The organism is Bradyrhizobium sp. BR 10261 (assembly GCF_019455395.1).
GTDB lineage: Bacteria > Pseudomonadota > Alphaproteobacteria > Rhizobiales > Xanthobacteraceae > Bradyrhizobium > Bradyrhizobium manausense.
This window is the reverse complement of the sequence record NZ_JACOFQ010000027.1, coordinates 41655-67893: the sequence shown is the minus strand read 5'-3', so window position 1 is coordinate 67893 and position 26239 is coordinate 41655. Positions and strand designations below refer to the sequence as shown.

22 protein-coding genes are annotated in these 26239 nt (G+C 63.6%); 8 read left to right on the top strand and 14 right to left on the bottom strand.

The genetic code is table 11. From position 1 onward, the window contains the following. Window positions 1–23 precede the first annotated feature (23 nt). The 5 genes from urtE to urtA form a co-directional block, all read right to left on the bottom strand. Window positions 24–713, bottom strand: coding sequence for an urea ABC transporter ATP-binding subunit UrtE (gene urtE / locus HYH07_RS27445; protein WP_220005406.1), 690 nt, complete (start codon window positions 711–713; stop codon window positions 24–26). Window positions 714–725: 12 nt separating this feature from the next. Then, complete coding sequence (gene urtD, locus HYH07_RS27440) at window positions 726–1481, bottom strand: urea ABC transporter ATP-binding protein UrtD (RefSeq protein WP_057749908.1); 756 nt, start codon at window positions 1479–1481, stop codon at window positions 726–728. 10 nt (window positions 1482–1491) lie between these two features. Next, entirely contained in the window at window positions 1492–2634 is a 1143-nt protein-coding gene (gene urtC / locus HYH07_RS27435) for an urea ABC transporter permease subunit UrtC (RefSeq protein ID WP_220005405.1), read from the bottom strand. A gap of 18 nt (window positions 2635–2652) precedes the next feature. Then, on the bottom strand, window positions 2653–3579 hold the full coding sequence (urtB, locus tag HYH07_RS27430) for an urea ABC transporter permease subunit UrtB (RefSeq protein ID WP_057749914.1): 927 nt from the start codon (window positions 3577–3579) through the stop codon (window positions 2653–2655). Between the two features lie 131 nt (window positions 3580–3710). Continuing rightward, complete coding sequence (gene urtA / locus HYH07_RS27425; RefSeq protein ID WP_057749917.1) at window positions 3711–4970, bottom strand: urea ABC transporter substrate-binding protein; 1260 nt, start codon at window positions 4968–4970, stop codon at window positions 3711–3713. Between the two features lie 171 nt (window positions 4971–5141). On the opposite strand from urtA, the gene HYH07_RS27420 reads away from it, so the two are divergent. Continuing rightward, on the top strand, window positions 5142–8513 hold the full coding sequence (locus tag HYH07_RS27420; RefSeq protein WP_220005404.1) for an ATP-binding protein: 3372 nt from the start codon (window positions 5142–5144) through the stop codon (window positions 8511–8513). Beyond that, the gene (locus HYH07_RS27415) at window positions 8497–9423 is read left to right on the top strand and encodes a response regulator (protein WP_409363918.1); all 927 of its coding nucleotides are present in this window, start codon (window positions 8497–8499) and stop codon (window positions 9421–9423) included. Before HYH07_RS27420 ends, HYH07_RS27415 begins: the two co-directional genes overlap by 17 nt. A 110-nt stretch (window positions 9424–9533) precedes the next feature. On the opposite strand, the gene HYH07_RS27410 is transcribed toward HYH07_RS27415, so the two are convergent. Both HYH07_RS27410 and HYH07_RS27405 read right to left on the bottom strand, forming a co-directional pair. Beyond that, window positions 9534–11036, bottom strand: a complete 1503-nt coding sequence (locus HYH07_RS27410) for an NAD(P)/FAD-dependent oxidoreductase (protein ID WP_220005403.1) — start codon at window positions 11034–11036, stop codon at window positions 9534–9536. A 124-nt stretch (window positions 11037–11160) separates the two neighbouring features. Then, window positions 11161–11919, bottom strand: coding sequence for a trypsin-like serine protease (locus HYH07_RS27405; protein ID WP_220005402.1), 759 nt, complete (start codon window positions 11917–11919; stop codon window positions 11161–11163). Between the two features lie 85 nt (window positions 11920–12004). Between HYH07_RS27405 and HYH07_RS27400 the strand changes: the two genes are divergently transcribed. Then, window positions 12005–12640: an HAD-IA family hydrolase gene (locus HYH07_RS27400; protein ID WP_220005401.1), complete on the top strand. Its 636-nt coding sequence runs from the start codon at window positions 12005–12007 to the stop codon at window positions 12638–12640. A 95-nt stretch (window positions 12641–12735) separates the two neighbouring features. Here HYH07_RS27400 and mtnA read toward each other — a convergent pair whose 3' ends face one another. The 3 genes from mtnA to HYH07_RS27385 all read right to left on the bottom strand — a co-directional run bounded on the left by mtnA (window position 12736) and on the right by HYH07_RS27385 (window position 15292). Beyond that, entirely contained in the window at window positions 12736–13845 is a 1110-nt protein-coding gene (mtnA, locus tag HYH07_RS27395; protein WP_220005400.1) for an S-methyl-5-thioribose-1-phosphate isomerase, read from the bottom strand. Between the two features lie 30 nt (window positions 13846–13875). Beyond that, window positions 13876–14751 (bottom strand): S-methyl-5'-thioadenosine phosphorylase, encoded by an 876-nt coding sequence (locus tag HYH07_RS27390; RefSeq protein ID WP_220005399.1) that lies wholly within the window; start codon window positions 14749–14751, stop codon window positions 13876–13878. A gap of 268 nt (window positions 14752–15019) precedes the next feature. After that, a complete protein-coding gene (locus HYH07_RS27385) occupies window positions 15020–15292 on the bottom strand; it encodes a phosphopantetheine-binding protein (RefSeq protein WP_220005398.1) in 273 nt (90 codons plus the stop codon). A gap of 360 nt (window positions 15293–15652) precedes the next feature. On the opposite strand from HYH07_RS27385, the gene HYH07_RS27380 reads away from it, so the two are divergent. The 4 genes from HYH07_RS27380 (at window position 15653) to HYH07_RS27365 (ending at window position 21844) form a co-directional block, all read left to right on the top strand. Continuing rightward, window positions 15653–16870 (top strand): acyl-CoA dehydrogenase family protein, encoded by a 1218-nt coding sequence (locus HYH07_RS27380; protein WP_057749948.1) that lies wholly within the window; start codon window positions 15653–15655, stop codon window positions 16868–16870. A 36-nt stretch (window positions 16871–16906) separates the two neighbouring features. Further along, the gene (locus HYH07_RS27375) at window positions 16907–17887 is read left to right on the top strand and encodes an amino acid--[acyl-carrier-protein] ligase (RefSeq protein ID WP_220005397.1); all 981 of its coding nucleotides are present in this window, start codon (window positions 16907–16909) and stop codon (window positions 17885–17887) included. A 36-nt stretch (window positions 17888–17923) separates the two neighbouring features. Beyond that, window positions 17924–18799 carry an acyl-CoA acyltransferase gene (locus HYH07_RS27370; RefSeq protein ID WP_220005396.1) on the top strand — a complete coding sequence of 292 codons (876 nt, stop codon included), beginning with the start codon at window positions 17924–17926 and terminating at the stop codon, window positions 18797–18799. A 177-nt stretch (window positions 18800–18976) separates the two neighbouring features. Next, on the top strand, window positions 18977–21844 hold the full coding sequence (locus HYH07_RS27365) for a PAS-domain containing protein (RefSeq protein WP_220005395.1): 2868 nt from the start codon (window positions 18977–18979) through the stop codon (window positions 21842–21844). A 139-nt stretch (window positions 21845–21983) separates the two neighbouring features. Here HYH07_RS27365 and HYH07_RS27360 read toward each other — a convergent pair whose 3' ends face one another. Next, window positions 21984–23678: a bifunctional diguanylate cyclase/phosphodiesterase gene (locus tag HYH07_RS27360; protein WP_220005394.1), complete on the bottom strand. Its 1695-nt coding sequence runs from the start codon at window positions 23676–23678 to the stop codon at window positions 21984–21986. A gap of 220 nt (window positions 23679–23898) precedes the next feature. Between HYH07_RS27360 and HYH07_RS27355 the strand changes: the two genes are divergently transcribed. Beyond that, window positions 23899–24159, top strand: a complete 261-nt coding sequence (locus HYH07_RS27355; RefSeq protein ID WP_220005437.1) for a hypothetical protein — start codon at window positions 23899–23901, stop codon at window positions 24157–24159. Window positions 24160–24350: 191 nt separating this feature from the next. On the opposite strand, the gene HYH07_RS27350 is transcribed toward HYH07_RS27355, so the two are convergent. From HYH07_RS27350 to mtgA, 3 genes are all read right to left on the bottom strand, one after another. Further along, window positions 24351–24989, bottom strand: a complete 639-nt coding sequence (locus tag HYH07_RS27350; protein ID WP_220005393.1) for a hypothetical protein — start codon at window positions 24987–24989, stop codon at window positions 24351–24353. 139 nt (window positions 24990–25128) lie between these two features. Next, window positions 25129–25311: a 50S ribosomal protein L32 gene (gene rpmF, locus HYH07_RS27345; protein ID WP_007598106.1), complete on the bottom strand. Its 183-nt coding sequence runs from the start codon at window positions 25309–25311 to the stop codon at window positions 25129–25131. 169 nt (window positions 25312–25480) lie between these two features. Then, window positions 25481–26155 carry a monofunctional biosynthetic peptidoglycan transglycosylase gene (gene mtgA, locus HYH07_RS27340; protein WP_220005392.1) on the bottom strand — a complete coding sequence of 225 codons (675 nt, stop codon included), beginning with the start codon at window positions 26153–26155 and terminating at the stop codon, window positions 25481–25483. Window positions 26156–26239 lie beyond the last annotated feature (84 nt).

The following is a 26239-nucleotide window of genomic DNA, read 5'->3' as shown; positions in this document are numbered from 1 at the left end:
GATGCTCCCCTTTACTAGGTTGGTTAGACGGACAGATATTTCGAGACCTGCGCGGCATCGACAGCATCGCGGGGGTCGTCACGCACGATCTCGCCGTTCTCGATCACCAGCACGCGGTCGGCGATATCGAGCGCGAAGCTCAGGACCTGCTCGGAGACGACGATCGACAGCCCCTTTTCGTCGCGGATGCGTTTCAGCGTCCGCGCCATGTCCTTGATGATCGACGGCTGGATGCCCTCGGTCGGCTCGTCGAGCAGCAGCACCTTCGGCTTGGTCGCGAGCGCCCGCGCAATCGCGAGCTGCTGTTGCTGACCGCCGGAGAGATTGCCGCCACGGCGGCCCTTCATCTCCAGCAGCACCGGAAACAGCTCATAGATGTCGCTTGGTACTTCCGATCCGCCGGAGACGACGAGGCCGGTCTCGATGTTTTCCTTCACCGTCATGGTGGAGAAGATCATGCGGCCCTGCGGCACATAAGCGAGGCCCTTGGCGACGCGCTCATAACTCGGCAGGCCGCCGAGCTCCGCGCCGTCCATGGTCACCGAACCGCTTCTAGCCGGCAGGATGCCCATCAGCGATTTCATCAGCGTGGTCTTGCCCATGCCGTTGCGGCCCATGATCGCAACGATCTCGTTGGGCGCGACCTTGACGTTGAGCCCGTGCAGCACCTCGCTTTGGCCGTAGGCGACGTGAAGATCGGAAATTGCCAGCATCGTCACGCCTCCTTAGTGGCCGAGATAGACTTCGATGACCTTGGGATCGTTCTGCACTTTCTCCATGGTCCCCTCGGAGAGGATCTGGCCCTGGTGCAGCACGGTGACCTTGTGCGCGATGTCCTCGACGAACTTCATGTCGTGCTCGATCACCAGCACCGACCGGTTCTTGATGATGCGGTTGAGCAGCTCGGCGGTCTTGGCCCGCTCGGACACGCTCATGCCGGCGACGGGCTCGTCCAGCATCAAGAGGTCCGGATCCTGAATCAGGAGCATGCCGATCTCGAGCCATTGCTTCTGACCGTGGCTGAGCAGATCGGCGCTCATGTTCAGCTTGTCTTTCAGGAAGATCATCTCGGCGACCTCGTGGACGCGATCGCGCACGGCGGCATCGCGGGTGAAGGTCAGCGCGCCGAACACCGAGCGTCCACGCGGATAGGAGATCTCCAGATTCTCGAACACCGTCAGATCGTCGTAGATCGACGGGTTCTGGAACTTGCGCCCGACACCGGCCTTGACGATCTCGTTCTCCTTCATCCGCGTCAGCTCCTTGCCGCGGAACTGGATCGAGCCTGAGGTCGCTTTGGTCTTGCCGCAGATCAGGTCGAGCACGGTGGTCTTGCCGGCACCGTTCGGGCCGATGATGACGCGGATCTCGTTCTCGTCGACGTAGAAAGAGAGATCGTTGACGGCCTTGAAGCCGTCGAACGAGACAGTGAGAGCTTCAACGGCCAGAAGGAATTCCTTGGGCTGGTGTCCTATGAGCATGATGATCTCCTCACTCTGCCGGGGCGCCGTCGGCGACCGAGCCGTCGGTCCAGCCTTCGGGCTTGGGTTTGCGCGAAGCGATCACGCGCTCGATGCGTGGCTGCACGTAGTCGCCCCAGATCCCGGCAAGACCGTTCGGGAATGCGAGCACCACGGCGATGAACAAGCCGCCGAGACCGAACAGCCACAATTCGGGGAAGGTTTCCGACAGGCTGGTCTTGGCGAAGTTCACCAGCAGCGTGCCGTAGATCGCACCGAGGATCGACAGCCGGCCGCCGACGGCTGTGTAGATCACCATCTCGATCGAGGGCACGATGCCGACGAAGGACGGCGACATGAAGCCGACATTGAGCGCGAACATGGCGCCGCCGACGGCGGCGAACACAGCGGCGATGCAGAAGGCGAAGATCTTGAAGTTGGCGACGCTGTAGCCGGAGAACCTGACACGGTCCTCCTTCTCGCGCATCGCGACCAGAATGCGCCCGAGCTTGGAGTGCCGGACGAACTGCGCGATCATGATGCAGACGAACAGGCAGCCGACCTCGAAGAAGTACAGCGCGATCTTGGCGTGGTCGGGCCGGATGTCCCATCCTTTCAGGGTGCGCAAATCGGTCATGCCGTTGATGCCGCCGGTGTAGCCCTGCTGGCCCACGATCAGGATGGTGAGGATGGCCGCGACCGCCTGGGTGATGATGGCGAAGTAGGTGCCGCCGACGCGGCGCTTGAACATCGCGGTGCCGATGATCAATGCGAAGATGCCGGGCACCAGAACAATCGCCGCGATGGTGAAGGTGAGGCTGTGGAACGGCTTCCAGAAGAACGGCAGCGCGGTCAGCTGATTCCAGTCCATGAAATCAGGGATACCCGGCGTCGACTGGATCTTGGTGTTCTCCACGCTCGAGGCTTCGAGCTTGAGGAACATCGCCATGCAGTAGCCGCCGAGCCCGAAGAACACGCCCTGGCCGAGACTCAAGATGCCGCCATAGCCCCAGCAGATGACAAGGCCCAGCGCAACGAAGGCGTAGGTCAGGTACTTTGCGACCAGGTTGAGCCTGAAGACATCGAGCGTGAGCGGCAACACCACGACCAGAAACACCGCGAGCACCAGAATTCCGATCAGCTCCGATCGATTGAAGAACCTGTTGTCGGTCATTGCATCAGCCCCACATTCTCATTTGCGGACCTTGAGGGCGAAAAGCCCCTGCGGCCGCAGCATTAGGATTCCGACAACGGCGAGCAGCGTCAGCACCTTGGCCATCGAGCCCGACATGAAGAACTCGAGGGTGGACTGCGTCTGCGAGATCGAGAAGGCCGAGGCGATGGTGCCGAGCAGGCTGGCGGCGCCGCCGAACACGACGACAAGGAATGTGTCGACGATGTAGAGCTGGCCCGAGGTCGGCCCGGTCGATCCGATCATGGTGAAGGCGCTGCCGGCGACGCCCGCGATGCCGCAGCCGAGGCCGAAGGTGTAGCGATCGACCTTCTCGGTGTTGATGCCGACGGCGCCAGCCATGATGCGGTTCTGCACCACCGCGCGGACCTGGCGGCCCCAGCGCGATTTGAACATGACATAGGCGACCACGATGGTGATCAGCACCGTCAGGCACATCACGAATACGCCGTTGATGGGGACTTCGATGCTGCTGGTCACTTGCAGAGAGCCGAGCATCCATTGCGGCAGCTCGACGCCGACCTCGCGCGCGCCGAACACGGAGCGATAGGCCTGCTGCAACATTAGGCTGAGGCCCCAGGTCGCCAGCAGCGTGTCGAGCGGACGCTTGTAGAGGTGGCGTATCAGCACCCATTCTACCAGCATTCCCAGCGCCCCTGAGGCGAGGAAGGCGAGGATCATGGCGAGGAAGAAGTAGCCGCCGAACAGACCAGGCATGTAGGCCTGGAACAGATTGGAGGTCATCCAGGTGACATAGGCCCCGAGGATCATGAACTCGCCATGGGCCATGTTGATGACGCCCATCTGGCCGAAGATGATCGCAAGCCCGAGCGCCATCAGCACATAGACCGAGAACAGGATCAGTCCTGCAAAGCCCTGCATGACGAAGATGGAGCCAAGATCACCAAGCGAGTAGTCGCCGAACATCGATGTCCTCCGTCAGGGAATAGGGTCCCGCGCCGCGCGCAAATGCGCGACGCGGGGGTCTTGGGCATGGACTTGCAATCCACGCCAGGGAGAGGCTTGAGCTTGAGGGTCGTTGCGGGCGAGGCCGCGACTTACTGGTAACCCTTCGGGAACGGATCCGGCTCGACGAGGTCGGCAGTCTCGTAGATCAGCTCGAACTGGCCATCGAGCTTGGCGCGGCCGACGCGGGTCTTCGACCAGAGGTGATGATTCTCGTGGATGCGGACATAGCCTTCCGGCGCGCCCTTGAACTCGACGCCGGGCGAGGCCGCCGCGATCTTGTCGACGTCGAAGGAGCCGGCCTTCTCGACCGTCAACTTCCACAGCCACGGGCCGAGATAGGCAGCCTGGGTGACGTCTCCGATCACGGTCTTCTCGCCCCACATCTTCTTGAACGCGGGCACGAAGGCCTTGTTGTTGGGATTGTCGAGCGACTGGAAGTACTTCATGCAGGCATAGGCGCCCGCGATGTTCTCGCCCCCGATGCCGTCGATTTCATCCTCGGTGACCGAGATGGTGAGCAGCGGCTGCTTGGCGAGATCGATGCCGGCGGCCTTGAGCTGCTTGTAGAAGGCGACATTGGAGCCGCCGACGACGTCGGTGAAGATCACGTCGGGCTTGGTCAGCTTGATCTTGTTGATGACCGAGTTGAACTGGGTGTTGCCGAGCGGGTAGTACTCCTCGCCGACGACCTTGCCCTTCAGCACGTTCTCGACGTGCTTGCGCGCGATCTTGTTGGAGGTGCGCGGCCAGATGTAGTCGGAGCCGATGAAGAAGAAGGTTTTCGCACCCTTTTCCTTGGCGATCCAGTTGAGGCCGGCGAGGATCTGCTGGGTCGCTTCCTGGCCGGTGTAGATCACGTTCTTGGACTGCTCGAGGCCTTCATAGAAGGTCGGGTAGTAGAGCATGCCGTTGTATTGCTCGACGACCGGCAGCACCGCCTTGCGCGAGGCCGAGGTCCAGCAGCCCATGATCGCTGCAACCTTGTCGTTCACGAGCAGCTTCTTCGCTTTCTCCGCGAAGGTCGGCCAGTCGCTGGCGCCGTCTTCCTGGATGAACTTGATCTTGCGTCCGAGCACGCCGCCGGCGGCGTTGATCTGCTCGATCGCGAGCTTTTCGGCCTCAATCGAACCGGTCTCGGAGATCGCCATGGTGCCGGTCGCCGAATGCAGGATGCCTACCGTCACCTCGGTGTCGGTGACCGCGAGACCGGTGGTGTTGACCGCCGAGGTCGCCGGGGTCTGCGCAAACGACGTCCGCGGCAGCATCGTGATGGCAGGGACGGCCGCCATTCCCATCAATAGTTTGCGCCGGAGCGGCGACAACAAGCCCTTGTTGGTTTCGTCTGACATGAGCACCCCACTGTTTGTTCGAGGACACGCGATTGGTGTCGTGAGGATGGCTCGAATTTGTGCACCGCAAGCATACGCAAGATCGCGTATACTGCACCGCAAAATACCGACGTAGGCTTTTGGTACGGGATTTGCGAGGGCTCCGGGTCCGCATCGGGAGTGGGGTAAAGCGTGGCAGGGCGGCAGCGAATAGACCGCGTCAGGCGCCAGTACAACCAATGGGTCGCCAACCAGACGCTGGAAGACTACGCGCTACGCTTCACCGCCAAGAGCGCGCGACGCTGGTCCGCCGCCCGCGTCGCCAACACCGCGATCGGCGCGATCTCCTTCCTGGTGCTGGAGGCGATCGGCGGCACCATCACCCTCAACTACGGCGTGACCAACGCCGCATCCGCAATTCTCGTCGTCTCCGCCATCATCTTCTGCTGCGGGGTTCCGATTGCCTACTATGCCGCCAAATGCGGCATCGACATCGACCTCCTCACCCGCGGCGCCGGCTTCGGCTATATCGGCTCGACCGTCACCTCGCTGATCTACGCCTCCTTCACCTTCATCTTTTTTGCGATCGAGGCGGTGATCCTGGCAACCGCGCTGGAGATGTGCCTCGGGATTCCCCGCCCGATCGGCTACCTCATCAGCGCGATCGCGATCATTCCGCTGGTGACCTACGGCATCACGCTGATCAGCCGCTTCCAGCTCTGGACGCAGCCGCTCTGGGTCGTGCTGCACATCCTGCCCTTTGCCGCGATCGCGTGGGCCAACCCGCACTCTTTCACGGAATGGCACAAATTCGCAGGCGAGCACGGCGATCTCGGCGGCCATTTCGATCTGTTGCTGTTCGGCGTCGCATCTTCCGTCGTATTCTCGCTTGTGGCGCAGATCGGCGAGCAGGTCGACTTCCTGCGATTTCTGCCGCGCGACCGTCGCACCTCCAAGGCGTCGTGGTGGATCGCGCTGATGAGCGCGGGGCCGGGCTGGATCGTGCTCGGTGCGCTGAAGCTGCTGGCGGGGTCGTTCCTCGCCTTTTTTGCGCTCAGCCACGGCGTGCCGCCCGAGGAAGCCGCGGAGCCCGCGCACATGTATCTTGTGGCGTTTCGCTACGTGCTGTCGGATCCGGATCTTTCACTGGCGCTGACCGGCTTCTTCGTGGTGCTGTCGCAGATCAAGATCAATGTCACCAACGCCTATGCCGGCTCGATCGCCTGGTCGAACTTCTTCTCGCGCCTGACGCACAGCCACCCCGGACGCGTGGTGTGGCTGGTGTTCAACGTGATGGTCGCGCTGCTGTTGATGGAGATCGGCGTCTACAAGGCGCTGGAGCAGACGCTCGCGCTCTATTCCAACGTCGCGATCGCCTGGGTCGGCGCGCTGGTGTCCGATCTCGTCGTCAACAAGCCGCTCGGCCTCCGTCCGCCGCAGATGGAGTTCAAGCGGGCGCATCTCTACGACATCAATCCGGTCGGCGTCGGCGCGATGACTCTCGCGATCATCGTTTCCATCGCGGCGTTCTACGGCCTGTTCGGCCCGACCATGAAGGCGTTGGCGGCCTTCGTTGCGCTGACCGTGGCTTTCGTCACCGCGCCGATCATCGCCTGGCTCACGGACGGAAAATTCTACATCGCCCGCAAGCCGAAGCGGAGCTGGGCCAATATCGAGGCGATCCAGTGCTGTATCTGCGAGCACAGTTTTGAGCCGGAGGATACCACCTCCTGCCCCGCTTATGCCGGCCCGATCTGCTCGCTATGCTGTTCGCTCGATGCGCGTTGCCACGATCTCTGCAAGCCGCATGGGCGCGCGCAGGCGCAGTTCTCCGAGGCGCTCGGCAAGATCCTGCCGCAGCCGATCTATCAGCGCATCAACTCGCAATTCGGGCACTATATCGGTGTCTTCGTCGTCTCCGCCGGCCTCGTCGCGCTGGTGCTCGGGCTGATTTATCTGCAGACCTCGGCCAGCGTGCATGGCGAGAACGCGCTGGTCTCCAACGTGTTGTGGAAGGTGTTCTTCTCGCTCAGCATCATCATCGGCGTGGTCGCCTGGCTGTTCGTGCTGGCGCAGCAGAGCCGCCGCGCCGCGGAGGCCGAGACGCGCCGGCAGACCGCGCTGCTGATCCAGGAAATCGACGCGCACAAACGCACAGACGCCGAGCTGCAGCGCGCCAAGGAGGTCGCCGAATCCGCCAACCTCGCCAAGAGCCGCTACGTGGTGGGGCTGAGCCACGAGCTGCGCTCGCCGCTGAACGCGATCAGCGGCTATGCACAGCTGCTGGAGCAGGATGCGTCGCTCAATACAAAGCCGCGCGATCAGGTCCGCGTCGTCCGTCGCAGCGCCGACCACCTCTCCGGCCTGATCGACGGCATTCTGGATATTTCCAAGATCGAGGCTGGCAGGCTCTATCTCTCCCGCGACGAAGTCCGCCTGAGCGAATTCCTCGATCAGCTCGTTGGCATGTTCCGCCTCCAGGCCGGCGCCAAGGGCGTCGACTTCGTGTTCCGGCGTCCGGCTACACTGCCGACAGTGGTCTATGCCGATGAGAAGCGGCTGCGCCAGGTGCTGATCAACCTCCTCTCCAATGCCATCAAGTTCACCCAGACCGGCAGCGTGCAGTTCGTGGTCCATTACCGCAGCCCGGTCGCCGAGTTCGAGGTGATCGACACCGGGCCCGGTATCCAGAGCGACGATCTTGAACGCATCTTTGCACCCTTCGAGCGCGGCGCGCTGGGAGTCTCGCAGCCGCAGACGGGCACAGGGCTGGGACTCACCATCAGCCGGTTGCTCGCCGGCGTGATGGGCGGCGACATCAAGGTCACCAGCACCGTCGGCCGCGGCAGCACCTTCAAGGTGAAGATGCTGCTGTCGGAGGTCACCAATCCCAGGCGGACCGCGCCGGTGGAGGCGCCAATCTCGGGCTATCACGGCGCGCGCAAGACCATCCTCATCACTGACGACGACCCTGTTCACCGCGATCTCCTGCGCGAGGTGCTGACGCCGCTCGGCTTCATCCTGCTGAGCGCCGGCGACGGTCCCGGCTGCCTCGCGCTGGCGAAGCATTGCCGGCCCGATCTGTTCCTGCTCGACATCTCGATGCCGGCCATGGACGGCTGGACCGTCGCGGAACAGCTGCGCGCCGACGGTCATCACCAGGCCCGTATCCTGATGGTGTCGGCGAGCGCGCTGGAGGCGCACGGCGCGCCGCTGGCACAGCCGTTCCACGACGGCTACCTGATGAAGCCGATCGACATTCCCCGATTGCTGGAAACCATTCGACAGTTGCTCAAGATCGAATGGCAGTACGGCTCCGACGAGACGGCCGTGCCGTTGTGGCGGCCGGAGAGCGGCTCGCGCCCCCCGGTCAGGCACATCGAGGCGCTGATCGGGCTCGGCCAGATCGGCTACGTCAAAGCCATCCAGCTCAAGCTGGACGAGATCGGCAGCGAACACCCTGAACATGCCGACTTCGTCGCGGAAATGCGATCGCTGGTGGACCGCTTCGACCTCGACCAATACATGAGAACATTGAAAAACCTGCATGCTTATGAGCATTGAGCCGAAAAAGCGCGACGTCGCGCTCGTTGTCGACGACTCGCCGGAGACGCTGAGGCTGCTGACCGACGCGCTCGACGGCGCGGGGATGACAGTGATGGTCGCGCTCGACGGCGCCAGCGCGATGCGCATCGTCGACCAGATCACGCCCGACATCGTGCTGCTCGATGCCGTGATGCCAGGCATGGATGGATTCGAGACCTGCCGGCGACTCAAGCGCGACACCGGCCTTGCCAATGTTCCCGTGATCTTCATGACCGGCCTCGCCGAAACCGAGCATATTGTGCGAGGACTGGAAGCCGGCGGGGTCGACTACGTCACAAAACCGATCGTCATCGAGGAGATGCTGGCGCGCATCCGCGTCCATCTCGGCAATGCGCGGCTGACGCAGAGCGCGCGCGCAGCGCTCGACGTCTCCGGCCGCTTCCTGTTCGCAGTCAACCGTCAGGGCCACATCCTCTGGGCAACGCCGCAGGCCCAGAAGCTTCTCGCCGATCACCATGGCATGCAGACGGACGACTTCGTGCTGCCGCCGTCGCTGCTGCAATGGCTGGAGCAGGCGAAAGGCAAGGGCATTGCGAAGTCGCAGACCGCTTCGCTGCCCGACAATCCGCAGCTCCGCTTCTACTACATGGGCGAAACCGCGCCGAACGAGTTTCTGTTGCGGTTGTCGAAAGAGGCCGGCACCGCGCTGCCGCCGGAATTCACCAGCGAACTCGGCCTCACCACACGCGAGGGCGAGGTGCTGGCCTGGCTCAGCAAGGGCAAGACCAACCGCGACATCGCGCAGATTTTGGGCCTCAGCCCGCGCACGGTCGACAAGCATCTGGAGCAGATCTACGCGAAACTCGGCGTGGAGAACCGGACAGCGGCGGCGGCGATCGCGACGAATGCGACAAGGAGGAATTCGTGAGTGGGCTGCGGGTGAGTTGAGGAGCGGCCCACCCAACAACCAGTGTCGTCCTGGACAAGCGAAGCGCAGAGCCAGGACGACATTGGAGGGTGCAGCACTGTCGGCTCTAATCACCCATACACAAACGCCTTGTCATCCAGATCCGTCTTCGGGATCTCGTCCTTCTCGGTCCAGTAATCCTGGCTGTGCTGCCATTCCGGCTTGTCGCCACGCTTGGGCAGCAGGTTCATGTTGCGCATGATATAGCCGGGATTGAAGTTTTCCGGATCGATCCAGGGCAGGATCGGCATGTTGTGATCTTCGGGCCGCAAGCTCACCTCGACCTTCTTCGCCCCCTTCGCCTTCATGTGACTGAGCAGGCGGCAGACAAAATCGGCGACCAGATCGACGCGCAAGGTCCAGCTCGCGCGGAAATAGCCGAACACCCAGACCATGTTCGGCACGCCCGTGAACATCATGCCGCGATAGGTGACGGTGTCGCCGAAAGCGAGCGGCTTGCCGTCGATCTCGAAGGCGATGTCGCCGAGCGCCGAGAGATTGAAACCGGTCGCGGTGACGATGACATCGGCCTCCAGCAACTTGCCTGACTTGAGCTGGATACCGTTCTCGACGAAGCATTCGATCTCGTCGGTGACGACCGAAGCCTTGCCGCTGGCGATACCCTTGAACAAATCGGCATCGGGCACGAAGGCGATGCGCTGTCGCCACGGCCGGTAGCTCGGCGTGAAATGCGTCTCGACGTCGTAATCAGGACCGAGCACCGCGCTGATCTGGCCGATCAGCTCCTTCTTCACCTGCTCGGGCTTGGCCAGACAGAGCTTTGTGAATGCGTCTTGCTCGAACAGGATCTTGCGCCGGACAATCTCGTGGATCCAGGCTTCATCGACCTGAAGCCGGCGCAATTCCTCGGCGATCTCGATGGCGTTGCGCCCGAGGCGGAAATAGGTCGGCGAGCGCTGCAGCATGGTGACATGCGCGCAGTCGTCCGCGATGTTCGGCACCAGCGTCGCAGCAGTCGCCCCCGAGCCGATCACGACAACCTTCTTGTTCTTGAGGTCGATCTCGTCAGGCCAAGTCTGCGGATGGACGATGCGGCCCTTGAAGCGGTCCATGCCCTTCCATTCCGGCGTGTAGCCTTCGGAATGGCGATAGTAACCCTGACACATCCAGAGGAAGTTTGCGGTGAAGGTCCTTGCCTCGCCGGTATCCGTCGTCACCGCCTCGATGGTCCAGAGATTCTGCTCGCTCGACCAGCTCGCCGACACGATCTTGTGCTTGTAGCGAATGTGGCGAGCGATATCATTGTCGTCGATCACCTCCTTCATATAGGCGAGGATCTCCTCGGCGGTCGCGATCGGCGGCCCGACCCAAGGCTTGAAGCTGTAGCCGAAGGTATGGAGATCGCTGTCCGAGCGAATGCCGGGATAGCGATGCGTGCTCCAGGTACCGCCGAACGTCGCCTGCGTCTCCAGGATGACGTAGCTGGTGCCCGGCAGCTGCTTCTCGATGTGATAGGCACTGCCGATGCCGGAGATGCCGGCGCCGACGATCAGCACGTCGAAATGTTCTGAGGCCTGTTGAGTGGCGGCGTGACTGCGAACAGCGACATTCATTTTTGCTTCTATGCCTTGTCTTTTTCAGGTCGCCATTGTGCTTGGCGACGCGTTTCCTCCGCGACGGGCATGGTTGCCAACCGCGCGTCCCTTGCAAAATGACATAGATCAAGTCGCGATCAAACTACAACGCCGCGCCCCAGCTCCGCGCCGTCTGCAGGATCCAGTCGCGATAGAGCGTCAGCGGCGTGACACCGGTCAATCCGCCGCAGCCCGCGGCATTATTCGGCCCTGTCGACCAGCTGATGACCCCGACAAGCACCGCGCCACCAGGCTTGTCCTCAAACACGGGACCACCGGAATCGCCGGTGCAGGCGCCGATTCCGTCGCGAACACCGTTGGTTACGGGATCGACCAGACGGATCTGGAACGTGCCGGGCTGGCCGGTAACAACGAGGCCCGCAACGCGAATCGTGCCGCCACTCTTGCCGTCGCCGCGCACGGTGACGCCGATCCCGGCGATGGTGAAGCGACTGCCGACCTGGACTGGAATAGTCGGCGCGCCGACCGGCACCGTCGATTTTCCCTTGAGTGGAATTTCCAGTTGCAGCAATGCCACGTCGGCCGTGGCGCGATGCGCCAGCATTGCCTGCATGTTGAAGCCCGGATGGATCGCAACGGTGCGCACGTTCAGCAGTTGCGGCTGACCGTCCGCGCCGCGCTCGACGATCTTGTAGTCTGCGCCCGGCTGCACGCAGTGCGCGACCGTGAGCACAAGCATCGGAGCGATCAAGGTGCCGGTACAGAAATTGCCGCGCGAGCCGACGATGGTGACAACCGCGCGGGCAACGCCTTCCGTTTGCGGCGTGCCGCCGCCGACGATGGCATGACCGGGCGTCGTAACCAGCAGCGCGGCTATGGCGAGTATGGCAAGCTTCTTCATGGAACAGGTTCGGGCATCGGCAGGACTGGTCCTTGCCGATAGCGCATGCTAGCCGTCTTGGAAAGCAATTGACGAGGGCGGGACATTGGCGATCGAGGCGGTGATCTTTGATTTTGGCGGCGTGTTGACGAGCTCGCCGTTCGAGGCGTTTTCGCGGTTCGAGACGGACCGTGGCCTGCCCGTCGACATTATCAGGCGCACCAACGCCGCCAACCATTTGGAAAATGCCTGGGCCAAATTTGAGCGCGCCGAGGTCGACATCGAGACGTTCGACAAATTGTTCGCGGCGGAATCACTGGCGCTCGGCGCCGAAGTGCGCGGCCGCGACGTGCTGCCGCTGCTCCAGGGCGATCTCCGTCCCGAGATGGTCGAGGCGCTGAAGCGCATCAAGACCGGGTTCAAGACCGGCTGCATCACCAACAACCTGCCGGCCAACGCCATCGGCAGCATGACCGGGCGCTCGCTCTATGTCGCCGAGGTGATGGTTTTGTTCGACCACGTCATCGAATCCGCCAAGATCGGCCTGCGCAAACCGGACCCGCGCATCTACCAGTTGATGGTCGAAACTCTGAAGGTCGATCCGAGAAAATGCGTCTATCTCGACGACCTCGGGGTCAATTTGAAGCCCGCGCGCGAGATGGGCATGACCACGATCAAGGTGACGAGCGGGGCGCAGGCGATCGCTGAGCTCGAGGCGGCGACGAAGATGAAGCTGGGATAGTTCGCCAATGCCGTAGGGTGGGCAAAGCGGAAGCGTGCCCACCAAAAGCATGTGGCGGGCACGGCGCTTTCGCGCCTTTGCCCACCCTACGAGAGCTACTCTGCGGCGGCAGCGATGCGCTCCGGAAACGCAGCCGCCAGCGAAGCACGATCAGGCTTCAGCACGCCGCGTTCGGTGATGAGGCCCGTCACGAGGCGCGCCGGGGTCACATCAAAGGCGTAATTCGCAACAGGTGAACCCTCCGGCACGATGCGCACGGTCTCGAGCCGGCCATCGGCCGTGCGACCGGTCATGTCCGTTACCTCGGCTCCGCTGCGCTGCTCGATCGGGATATCCCTGATGCCGTCATCGACCGCGAAATCGATCGTCGGCGAAGGCAGCGCGACATAGAACGGCACGTTGTTGTCGTGCGCTGCGAGCGCCTTCAGATAGGTGCCGATCTTGTTGCAGACGTCGCCATTGGCGGCGACGCGATCGGTGCCGACGATGGCGAGATCGACCATGCCGTGCTGCATCAGATGGCCGCCGGTGTTGTCGGGGATCACGGTGTGCGGCACGCCGTGATGGCCAAGCTCCCACGCGGTGAGCGAGGCGCCCTGGTTGCGCGGACGGGTCTCATCGACCCAGACATGGATCTTGATGCCGCGCTCATGCGCGAGATAGATCGGTGCGGTTGCCGTGCCCCAATCGACAGTCGCGAGCCAGCCGGCGTTGCAATGGGTCAGCACGTTGACGGTCTCGCCCGGCTTCTTCCTGGTCACGCTCGCCTCGATCAGCTTCAGCCCGTTGCCGGCGATGCCGCGGTTGATCTCGACATCCTGTTCGACGATCTGGTCGGCGCGCGCATAGGCCGCTTCCGCTCGCTCGACCGGATCGATCGGCGCGAGCGTCGCCCGCATCTCATCGAGCGCCCATTTCAGATTGATCGCGGTCGGCCGCGCCACGACCAGCGTGTCGTAGGCACGCTTCAGTCCGGCGTCGGAGGCGTCCTCGCGCATCGCCAGCGCCATGCCATAGGCGGCGGTGGCGCCGATCAGCGGCGCACCGCGCACCAGCATGTCGCGGATCGCGACCGCAGCGTCCTCGCATGAGGTCAACCGCGCAACGACGAATTCATGCGGCAGCCGGCGCTGATCAATCGCACTGACCGACCAGCCGTCGCGCTCGCGCCAGATGCTGCGGAAATGCTTGCCGTCGACCTTCATGGCGTTCTGCCTTTTCGATCTTGTTGCGTCTCAACCGCGCAGGATGCGCCCGGCCACCGCATCGAGCTTCTTCAACAGCTCGGGATCGCGCGCCTCGGGCGCGGTGATCAGCGCGCTGTCGAGCGCCCGGTCCGATCCGATCGGACACGGCTCATGCTCGCGCGGAAAATCCCTGGCCAGTCGTGCCACGAGTGACTTTGCCTTGTCGGCGTTTGAGGTCAGCACGCGGATGATGTCCTGCACCGTGACGGCGTCGTGATCGGGATGCCAGCAATCGAAATCCGTCACCATCGCCACGGTCGCGTAGCAAATCTCCGCCTCACGCGCGAGCTTGGCCTCGGGCATGTTGGTCATGCCGATCACGGAATAGCCCAGCGTCTTGTAGGTCATGCTCTCCGCATAGGTGGAGAATTGCGGTCCCTCCATGCAGACATAGGTGCCGCCGCGCGCGATCGCGATACCCTCGGCCTCGGCCGCTGCGGCGAGATGAATGCGCAGGCGCGGCGAGACCGGATGCGCCATCGAGACATGCGCAACACAACCCTTGCCGAAGAACGAGCTCTCGCGCTTGTGGGTACGGTCGACGAACTGGTCGACCAGAACGAAGGTGCCGGGCGGCATCTCGTCCTTGAAGGAACCGCAGGCCGAAAGCGAGATCAGATCGGTGACACCGGCGCGCTTCAGCACGTCGATATTGGCGCGGTAGTTGATGTCGGAGGGCGACAGCCGATGGCCCTTGTCATGGCGCGGCAGGAATACGACCGGCAGGCCTGCGATGGTTCCACGCCGCACCGGTGCCGACGGCTCGCCCCAGGGGCTCCTGATCACCTCTTCGCGTGCGCCCTCGAGACCCGGCAAATCGTAGATGCCGGAGCCGCCGATGATGCCCAATACCGCCTGAGTCATGCCTACTCACCCCTGTCCGCCACGTGCGACATGGTTAAGCTATGCCAGTTTTGCGGCGAATTTGGAACGGGGGTGTGGGAGCGGCTGGAGGTGTCGTGAGGTGCGCTGGCGCTTGCCGCTCACTCAGTGTCGTCCTGGCGAAAGCCAGGACCCATGCCGCGGGGTCTGTCGATGGGGCGCTATGTCAATCCAGAACCGCCGGTCTTCGCCAAACTTCTCCCTGGGACAGTGGGTCCTGGCTTTCGCCAGGACAACCCCGGAGAACGAATCAAGCCGCCGCCGCCAACTTCAACTGCGCCGCGACCATGCGCTCCAGCGTCTCGACGGACTGGAAATTCTCCGGCGTGATCTCGGTCTGCGGAATGGTGAAGTCGAACTCGGCTTCGACACCCAGCATCAAATTGACCATGTCCATCGAGGTCAGGCCGGCATCAACGAGCTTCGTCGATGGCGTGACGTCAGCGCTGAGCGAGTTCTGCTCGAGGATGCCCTTCACCAGCTTGATGATGCGGTCACGCACGTCGGTGTCGAAGGCCTGCATGGTTAAATTTCCCGTGTGTCCAAAATCGCTCGAACCCGTCGCCCGGTACGATGGGCGCGACGGGTCGATCTCACAATGGTCGCGACCATTACTTCGCGTTTCTTAGTAAACGATGACTCAGATTGTCAGGAATTTGGGCTTCTTCCAGAACCCTAATGCGATCGCGGAAATCCGGAGGATGCGAAAAACCGGCCTTTAACTGTTCGTTCCGAATTGCGGTCCGTTTACCCTGTATTTCATCGACGAATTTGAATTAAATCCGTAGCCTCGTCTCACAAGCAAAGATGGTCGGAGGATCTCTTTCAGCGACATCGCGAATGATGCCGGCGATCCCGAACGACGAAGCGGAGGCGGACGAGTATGAACGTGCGTGAAGCGGTCCAGACTTTCGACGAAACGCGGCCGAGCCTTTTCGAGCATGGCCCTTCCCTGATCGAGCGCGCAGCGCGCACCGCCAGCGTGGCTGCGGCCGAGGCCGACGGCGTCGACCGAGACGCCAGCTTCCCGCACAAGGCATTCGATACCGCGCGTGAGCAAAAACTGCTCGGCGTCATGATCCCGGTCGAGTTCGGCGGCTTCGGCGCCTCGATCCATGACGTCACCGACATCTGCTACACGCTCGGGCGCGCCTGCGCCTCGACCGCGATGATCTACGCGATGCATCAGACCAAGGTCGCCTGCATCATCAGGCATGGCCATGGTATCCCCTGGATGGAAACCATGATGCGCCGGGTCGCCCGCGACCAATGGCTGCTCGCCTCTTCCACCACCGAAGGCCAGAACGGCGGCAACATTCGCGCCAGTGCGGCCGCGGTCGATCACGCCGGCGACACTGTGTCGCTGGTGCGCGATGCCACCGTGATCTCCTACGGCGCACAGGCCGACGGCCTCGTCACCATCGCCCGGCGGGCCACCGATGCGGCTGCTTCCGACCAGGTGCTGCTGGCACTCGCCAAGGATGACTATTCGCTGAAGCAGACGCAGGGCTGGGAAACGCTGGGCATGCGCGGCACCTGCTCGACCGGCTTCGAGCTCAAGGTCGACTGTCCTGCCGATCGCGTCTTCCCGGAAGCCTATGACAAGATCCACGCCCAGACCATGACGCCGTTTGCACATCTGTGCTGGTCGTCGACCTGGGCCGGCATTGCAGCTGCCTCGGTCACGCGCGCGCAGGCTTTCGTCCGCAAGGCCGCCCGCTCTTCAGGTGGCCAGATGCCGCCGGCCGCCGCGCACTTCACTGCCGCAAAGATGTCGCTGGCCAAGCTGCGTGCTTTGATCGCTGCCAATCTCGATGCTTTTGCCCGCGCCGAGCATGACGAGCGCGCGCTCGGCTCGCTCGACTTTCAGTCCTCGATCACGCTGCTGAAGGTGCAGGCCTCCGAGCTCGCGGTCGAGACCGTGATGCATGCGATGCGTACCGCAGGCCTCGCCGGTTACCGCAATGACGGCGAGTTTACCATGGGCCGCCACCTGCGCGACGTCCTGTCGTCACCCATCATGATCAACAACGACCGCATCCTGGCCAATGCCGCCACCTCGACGCTGATGAGCGGCGTGCCGGCGAGCCTTCGTGACTAATTCAACGAGAAATTTGAGATAACAGGACATCGGACCATGAACATTGCCGTCTTCCCCGATTCGCCCGAGACCGCGCCTGACATCGCGGATCCGCTCGATCATCTCGCCGACAAGCTGTTCCACCGCATGGGCGCGGACGGCGTCTATGCGCGCACCGCGCTCTATGAGGGCGTCGTCGAGAAGCTCGCCGCGCTGATCACCAGCCATCGCGAAGCCAGCACCGAGGTGATGCGCTTTCCGCCGGTGATGAGCCGCGCCCAGCTCGAGAAATCCGGCTACCTCAAGAGCTTTCCGAACTTGCTTGGCTGCGTCTGCGGTCTGCACGGCACCGAACGCGAGATCAACGCCGCGGTGAGCCGCTTCGACGCCGGCGGCGATTGGACTTCGTCGCTCTCGCCCGCGGACCTCGTGCTCTCGCCGGCCGCCTGCTATCCGGTCTATCCGATCGCGGCGAGCCGCGGACCCCTGCCCAGGGGTGGCCTACGCTTCGACGTCGCAGCCGATTGCTTCCGTCGCGAGCCATCGAAGCATCTCGACCGGCTGCAATCGTTCCGGATGCGCGAATATGTCTGCATCGGCACGCCCGATGACGTCGCCGATTTCCGCGAGCGCTGGATGGTGCGCGCGCAGAAGATCGCGACCGATCTCGGCCTTTCTTTCCGCGTCGACTATGCCAGCGATCCCTTCTTCGGCCGCGTCGGCCAGATGAAGGCGGTCAGCCAGAAGCAGCAGCAGCTCAAATTCGAGCTCCTGATCCCGCTGCGCTCGGAGGAGCAGCCGACCGCCTGCATGAGCTTCAACTATCACCGCGAACATTTCGGCACCACCTGGGGCATCCAGGACACCAACGGCGAGCCTGCCCACACCGGCTGCGTCGCCTTCGGCATGGATCGTCTCGCCGTCGCCATGTTCCACACCCACGGCACCGATCTTTCCGCCTGGCCCGCCAAGGTGCGGGAGATGCTGGATATCCAGCCGCAAATCGCGGCCGACGCCCACGGCGAAGGTTGGCGCTAAAAAAAGAGGCTTCCTATTTCTACGGGCAAGACGAGCGTGATCCATACCAAGGTCCGATGTCGCGAGATCACCGAGTCCGATGTCGAAGGCATCGCGGACTTGCTGACGCGCGGCTTCGTCGGCCGCTCGCGCAACTACTGGATCCAGGGCCTGCGCCGGCAAGCCTTCCGGCCGGTGCCGGACGGCTATCCGCGCTTCGGCTACATGCTCGACAATGACGGCGAGCCGGTCGGCGTGCTGCTGCTGATCTATACCGCGCGCAAGGAGGGCGAGGAGACCGCCATCCAGTGCAACCTGTCGAGCTGGTATGTCGAACCAGCCTATCGCAACTACGCGCCGCTGCTGACCAAGATCGCGCAGCGGCACAAGCACGTGACCTATCTCAACATCAGCCCGGCATCGTGGACCTGGCCGATCGTCGAGACGCAGGGCTTCAGAGCCTATTGCCGCGGTCTGTTCGTCTCGGTTCCGGCACTGTCGCGCGCGCCGCGCCGGAGCAAGATCGAGGTCATCTCGCAGCACGCCAAGACGATCGAGGGGCTTTCCGAAGCCGAGACCGAGCTCCTGACACGGCATGCGCGCTACAATTGCCTCAGCCTGGTCTGCCGCACGCCGAAGGGCGTATTCCCCTTCATCCTGCAACCGGTGCGCATCCGCCGCGGTTTCATCGCACCGCCGGTGATGCAGCTGATCTACTGCCGCGGCGCCGCCGAATACGCCACCTGCGCCGGTCGCATCGGCCGGCTGCTGCTGCGGCTCGGCAAGATCTCAGTGCTCGTCGATTCCAACGAGCCCATTCCCGGCCTTGTCGGCATCTATACCGAGCAGCGCGGCCGCAAATATTTCAAGGGCCCGCGTCGCCCGCGACTGGCCGATCTCACCGATACGGAACTCGTGCTGTACGGGCCGTAGGTGCGACACGCGCTTACGACAGCGCGAATTGTCGTGCGGTCTGGGATCAACACTTTCAGCATCAGTAGACACCCTCCGTAAACTACGGCGCTTAAGGGAATTTTCCCGCCTCTTCGCTACGCTTAGTGGCTGAATTACGCTGTGTTAAGTTTATTGCCACCGAGATCCGCTGATCCCATGATGTCGACCTGCGACAACGAGCTCGGTGCGCGCCGCGAGCAAGGCCAAGAGGCCCTGCTGTCGCTGAGTCAGCTTGCGCTCGACGGCATGGAACAGGGCGTCTGCGTCTACGACGCGGACAACCGGATCGTCCTGGTCAACCGCCGGTACAACGAGCTGTTCGATTTGTCGCCCGACATCGTCCGGCCTGGAACGTGCTACCGCGACGTGCTCGCCCACAGCGCAGCGCGCGGCAATATCCCGGCGAGCGAGCTCGACGCGCTCTACGCTACGCGGATCGCGTTGATTGCGGCCGGCAAGCCGTTCCAGACCCGGCAGACGCTCGCAAGCGGCCTTGTCATCACGCTCGAGCTGAAGCCGCTTCCCGCTGGCGGCTGGATGACGATTTGCGACGACGTCAGCCGCCTCGCCCGCCTAGAAGCCGAGTTACGGCTTCAGACCGAGCGCAGCCAGCACGCGCTCGCGAACATGTCTCACGGCCTCATCATGTTTGACGCCGATAGCCGCCTCGTCGTCTGCAACGAACGTTTCCTGCACCTCTACGACCTCGATCCCAACATCCTGAAACCGGGTATTACGCACAGCGAGTCGATCGACCTTTGGCTCGCCCGCGGCAACCGAACGGACATGCCGGGAGACGAATTCCGCAATGCCCGGATCAACGATGTCCTGACCCGGAATCCCAAATCCGTTTTGGTGACGCGCTACGACGGCCGGAAGATCCAGGCCGTATCGCGGTTCATGCCCGACGGCGGTTGGGTGACGCTGCATGAGGATGTTAACGAGCGGCTGCAATCCGAGGAGACCCTGAAGCAGCAGAACCTCATGCTGGATGCCGCGCTCGAGAACATGGCGCATGGGCTCGCGTTCTACGACAGCGACATGCGCCTGCGTATCTGCAACTCCACCTATCAGAAGATCTACCGGCTGTCGCCGGAGGAGAGCAAACCGGGTACCCACCTGTCCGAGCTGATCGAACGATCGATGGCGAACGGCGCCTTTTCATCCGAATACAGCCCGCAGCAGATCCTTGAAGCCGCGCGCGAGCGGATCGAGAATAACGATTCCTCGCCGATGCGCCGGCGCATGACCAACGACACGATCATCTCGGTGCGCTATTGCGCGCTGCCCGAAGGCGGATTCGTCGCGACCTATGAGGACATCACCGAGCGCGAGCGCGCGGTCGAGGAGCTGAGCGAGCAGTACCGCCGCTTCGACGCCGCGCTGAACAACATGGGCCAGGGCCTGTGCATGCTCGATGCCAGCCTGCACGTGATCGTCTGCAACCGCCGCTACACCGAGATGTACGGCCTGTCGTCCGACATCGTGAAGCCCGGCGTCTCGATGCGCGAGATCATGGAGCACAGCTGCGATCTCGGCATCCATCCGAACACGACCGCCGCCAAGCTCTATGCCGACTATGTCGAGCGGCTGCGCGAGGGCGAACACACGCTGCACCGCCATTTGAGCGACGGCCGCATCATCAAGCTCAACCACAAGCGGATGGAGCATGGCGGCTGGGTCGTCACCTACGAGGACATCACCGAGCGCCACAAGGCCGAGGCCCGCGTCGCGCATATGGCGCGGCACGATTCCCTGACGGATCTGCCCAACCGCACGCTGTTCCGCGAGAAGATGGGCGAGGGACTGAACCAGGTCGCGATCGCCGGCGGGTCCACGGCCGTGCTGTGCTTCGACCTCGACAATTTCAAGACCGTCAACGACCGGCTCGGCCACGCTGCCGGCGACCGGCTGCTGCGCTGGGTCGCGGCGCGGCTGAAGGAGAATGTCGGCGAGCATGACACCGTCGCCCGCCTCGGCGGCGACGAGTTCGCCGTGCTCCAGCGCGGACCGCAGCCGCAATCGGCCGAGCGGCTGGCGCGGCGCCTGATCGAGATCATCGGCCACCCGCCGCCGCTGGAAAGCCAGTCGATCCATGTCGGCGTCTCCGTCGGCATCGCGATCGCGCCCGACCACGGGCTCGATGCCGACGAGCTGATGAAATGCGCCGATCTTGCGCTGTACCAGGCCAAGGCCAAAGGGCGCGGCGCCTATCAGTTGTTCGAGCCGCGGATGGAAGAGGAGGCGCGCAGCCGCCACGCGCTCGAGCACGATCTGCGCGGCGCGCTGGAAGATAACCAATTCCATCTGGTGTTCCAGCCGCAGGTGCGGCTCGACAGCAGCGAGCTGACCGGCTTCGAGGCGCTGCTGCGCTGGAAGCATCCCTCCCGCGGCCTGGTCTCGCTGGCCGAGTTCATTCCGATCGCCGAGGAGAACGGGCTGATCGTTCCTATCGGCGAATGGGTGCTGCGCACCGCCTGCGCTACGGCCGCCTCATGGCCTGAGGTCATCGTCGCGGTGAACCTGTCGCCCGTGCAATTCCACTCGCGTGGACTGGTGGCGATGGTGACGAACGCGCTGGCGGAAGCCGGGCTGCCGCCGCAGCGGCTCGAGCTCGAGGTCACCGAGACGGCGCTGCTCGACGACAGCGAAGCGACGATCGAGATGCTGCATCAGCTTCGCGCGCTCGGCGTGCGCGTCAGCCTGGATGATTTCGGCGTCGGCTATTCCTCGCTGAGCTATTTGCGCAAGTTCCCGTTCGACCGCATCAAGATCGACCGCTCCTTCGTCGGCACGCTCGGCGAAAGCCCGGAGAGCGTCGCGATCGTCCGCACCATCGCGAGCCTCGGCTCGGTGCTCGGCGTCGAGACCACGGCGGAGGGCGTCGAGACGATCGAGCAGCTCGACTTCGTGCGCGAATGCGGCTGCACCGCCGTGCAGGGCTATTATTTCGGCAAGCCGTGTCCCGCGGCGGAGGTCGGGCTGACCATCGAGACGCTGAACGCGGTTCGCCGCGTGGCGTGAACTCGGTCCCGTCTCGTCAAGTTTCGAAAACAACCCCATGCACAGTAGAACGGGTGTTGATTTCACAGGAGAAATTCGTTGGATTCGGCGCGAGGTGGTGGGCACGGCGCAAGTGCGCCTTTGCCCACCCTACGGCACCTCAGCTTACCGCCGGCAGCGCGTCGTTCGGCGGCTGACACCACGGCCGGTCGGCTGAGGCGAGGCCGATCAGGCGGCCCTGGATGTAGTCGCAGCCCCAGTCGCGCAGCATGGTGGCGGCCTCTTCGTCCTGCACCCATTCGGCGACGGTCTTGATGTCGAGGCGGCGGGCGAGGTCGATCAGGGTCTGGACGAAGGCACGGTCGTCGGCGGAACGGATGATGTTCTGCACGAAGGCGCCGTCGATCTTGACGATGTCCACGCCGAGCTTGCGCAGGTTTCGGAACGAGGTGTAGCCGGCGCCAAAATCGTCGATAGCGATGCGGCTGCCGAAATTCTTGAGCCGGCTGACGAAGGCGCGGACGTCATCGATGTCCTGGATCGCGACCGTCTCGGTGATCTCCACGATCAGCCGCTCGGCAACGCCGGGATGGGCGCGCATCAGCGATTCGATTCCGGCCCACCAGTCGGGATCCATCGTGGTATCGGGCGAGATGTTGAGGCTGAGCCTGACATCGGGCGCGGCCGCGAGCTCGGCGACCACGAGCTCGAGCACGCGGTGATCGACCAGGCGGATCAGGCCGAGCCGTTCGGCGACCGGCACGATGTCGGGTGCGAGCAGCACTTGGCCGTCGCCCTGGTCCATCCGCACCAGGCATTCGTGGAACGCGCCCTCGCGCGTGGCGGCCGACACCACCGGCTCGTAAGCGAGCCTGATGCGGCGCTCGTTCAGCGCGGTGACGATCTCGTCGGTGACGCGGATGTTGACGCGGCGCTGAGCATCACGGGTCGCATCCGGGCGCCAGGCGGCGAACGCACCGGCACGGCGGCGCTTGGCGGCGTCGAGCGTCTCATGGGCTCGATTGATCGCCTCGTCGGTGTTGCGGGCATAGCGCGGCAGGCTGACGGCGCCGATCGAGACCGTGACAGACACCGGCCCCGACTTGGTCGGCACCACCTCGTCGCGGACACCGGCGAGGAAGCGCTCGGCGGCGACGTTCATGTCGTCGACGGTGCAGTTCTTCAGGATCAGGCCGAACTTGTTGCCCGAGAAGCGGCCGAGCACGTCGCCGCCGCGCAAGCGCACGCGAATCCGCTTGGCGACGTCGAGGATCACGGCATCGGCCACGTCGAAACCGAAGGCGTCGTTGACGCGGGCCAGATGATCGATGCCGACCAGCATGAAAGCCGCGGTCGAGCGGAAGCGGCTCGTCTCCTCGATCGCTTCGGCCAGCGCCGCGATCAGGTGCGAGCGGTTGAGCTCGCCCGTCAGCGGATCGAGCCGCGCAAGCCTGGTCAATTCCTCGTCGCGGGCATGCCGTTCATTATTGATCCTGATAGAGCCGATCGCGCGCGTGGGGCGACCGTCAGAGGCGGCAAACCAGCGGCCGGTCTCCTCGATCCAGACCACGGGATCGGAGGCGCTCATGCGCACGCCATATTCGACCCGGTAGGGCGTGCCGTCGGCGCCGTGCACGGCGGAGGTCTGCGCCAGCGCGGCGCTGCGCAAGCCTTGCGCGGGCTCGATCAGCTTGGCGAACTCGGCCCCGGTGGCAAGCCGCTCGGCCGGAATGCCGGGGAAGATGGCGCCGGCCTGCTCGCCCCAGACGATCGCGTCGCTGGCGAGATCCCAGACGAACAGGGCCTCGCCGAGGGCGGCGAGGATTTCGGAGGCTTGCGGCAATGCTGGGGTCAAAAGCGCCTCGTTTCGGGACAGCGGGGGAGTCCTGAGCCGGCACAGAATAGGGCCAGAATCGTCTCCGACCCTAGGCAAAGTTCATAAACAATTTGGAAACCACGTTCCCGAACCGCGCGGAACGGAGTAGGTTCGAACGGCATAGGCCTTGCGAGACCATCACATGCACCGACGCCAGCGTCCCAAAACGCGCCAGTTCATCAGGATCAGCGGTGTTGCGATGGTGAATGCGGATCAGATCGAACAAACAACGCGGGAAGCGAGTACCGCGCTGGTCCCGCTTGCGCCGGTTTTACAGCTGGTCCGCAAGGTGCCGCTGACGCGCCCCGATCCGAGCTTCGTCACCCAGCTGATCGCCAATGCCGAGCACCTGCCCCAGGCGAGCCGTCTGCGCCGCGGCTCGTCCGAGGACGCCCGCACGGCCTATGGTGGCAAGCGCCCGCTTCCCAGCGTGAGCTCGCGCACGCGGCAGGTGGCTTAACGCCCACAGGACGATTGTCGCCTCACGCTCAATGCATCGACAGATTTGTCATGCCCGGGCTTGTCCCGCCTGCGCGGCCGAAGCCGCTTCGGCGCGAAGGCCCGGGCATCCACGAACTTCGTTTCCGCGCGGCGAGGCGTGGATGGCCGGGACAAGCCCGGCCATGACGATGTGGAGGCTTAGGCGCTCAATCAGCGCGGCTCTTCGGGCGAGGACGGTGTGCCGTTGCCCGGCTGCAAATGCGGCGAGGGAATTTCCGGCGACGGTGTGATGCCCGGCTTCGGCGCGGGGTGATCCATCAAGACGGATTCGGCCACCGATTGCGCCGAGGGGGCGGGCCGCTCAGGTGGCGGTGCAGGCACAGGATCGAGCTTCGGCTCGAAGGTTGACGCCGGCGACGGCGCCTCGGCCTGGCGCTTCGACTTGCGCGGCACTGTCACCGTCTCCGTGGCGACATAGGCAATGCGGCGGCGTGCGCGTTGCGCGATGCCGCCGAGGAAATCGGCCATCGAAAGCAGCACCAGAAGAAAATAGGTCGAGTTGCCGAATTTGGGCCACATCACGAATTCGGCCGCAGCCGCGCCGAAGATGATCAGCGACAGCAGATGATCCATCAGGAATTTCGCGCCGGGCCGCGCGCCCTTGACCACTTCGAGCAGCAACAGCAGCACGCCGAGCGCCAGCAGCAGATCAGAGAGCGTGACCGGCCAGGTCTCGCCCGTGATCATCGGCACCTTGAACAGCACGTCCGAGAAGGACACGCTGGGCATCAGGAAGGCGATGATGTTGTAGACCGCGAGCGGAATCAGAAGCAGCGGGAAACCGACCATCGGCAAAGCGCCTTCTCGATCAAGATGTCCAGACAGAACAATGCAGCGGCGAAGCATTCGCTCCGCCGCCGTCACCGTCATATCTCATGGGTTGGCAATCAGGCGGGCGCAATGCCCGCCTGGAGAAGAGTCCTTAAGCTCAGGACTCTTTCTTCTTCAGGACCTGACGGCCCTTGTACATGCCGGTCTTGAGGTCGAGATGGTGCGGACGACGGAGCTCGCCTGAGTCCTTGTCTTCCACATAGGTGGGCTTCTTGATGGCGTCTGCCGAGCGGCGCATGCCACGGCGCGACGGCGAAGTTTTACGTCTCGGAACGGCCATTTCGATATCCTCTAGGGATTGGTGTTCATCCGGGCATCGTCCGCCAGGGACGGCTCAGCACCCGCAATACGAGGCGAGCTGAATGCCGATCAAGGCCGGGCTTATAGAGGAAGGCTGGTCGTAAAGCTAGGGTTCTGGAGCGGAAAAACGGTACGAAAAGGGCCCGAAATCAGCGATTTTCCCGCCAGCAGGTCAAAAGCGAAGTGGCCTGCGCCCTTGCCACGTAGGTCCCGGCCAGCCGCCTCACCCCCGGTCCCGGGACCCTGGCGCTGCGTTTGACCGGATTCGGCAGGATCGCGGCCAGAAGGGCCGCCTCCCGGGGGGAGAGATTGGCGGCCGACTTGCCGAAGGCATAGGTGCTGCCGGCCTCCGCCCCGAACTGGCCCTGGGGCCCGAGCTCGGCGACGTTGAGGTAGATTTCAAGGATCCGCTGCTTGGGCAGGACGAGATCGATCCAGAGCGCCAGCGGAAATTCCAGCGCCTTGCGGACGAAATCCCGCCCCTGCCAGAGGAACAGGTTTTTCGCCACCTGCTGGGTGATGGTGGAGGCGCCGCGGAACGCGGTGCCGTCCTCCTGCGCGTCGTTGATCGCCTCGCGCAGCGCGCCCCAATCGATGCCGTGATGCCGGCAGAAATGGGCGTCCTCGGCCGCCACCACCGAGCGCGGCAGGTAAGGCGACATCTCGGCCAGGTCGATCCATTCCCGGTGCATCGGCGCGGCCGTCAGCGAGCGCCAGGCCATCAGGGTCGAAACCGGGCGGCCGGTGCGGTAGAACGGCGCGACCACATAGGGCACGAGAGCCACGATCGCGAGCGCTACCAGCAGGATTTTGACGATGCGCAAATCGACCTTTCCGGCGCGAAACCAAACGCGGCCACGGATGGCCGCATTAAGTCTGTGATAATTCGGGCCTTTTCCAGCACTTTT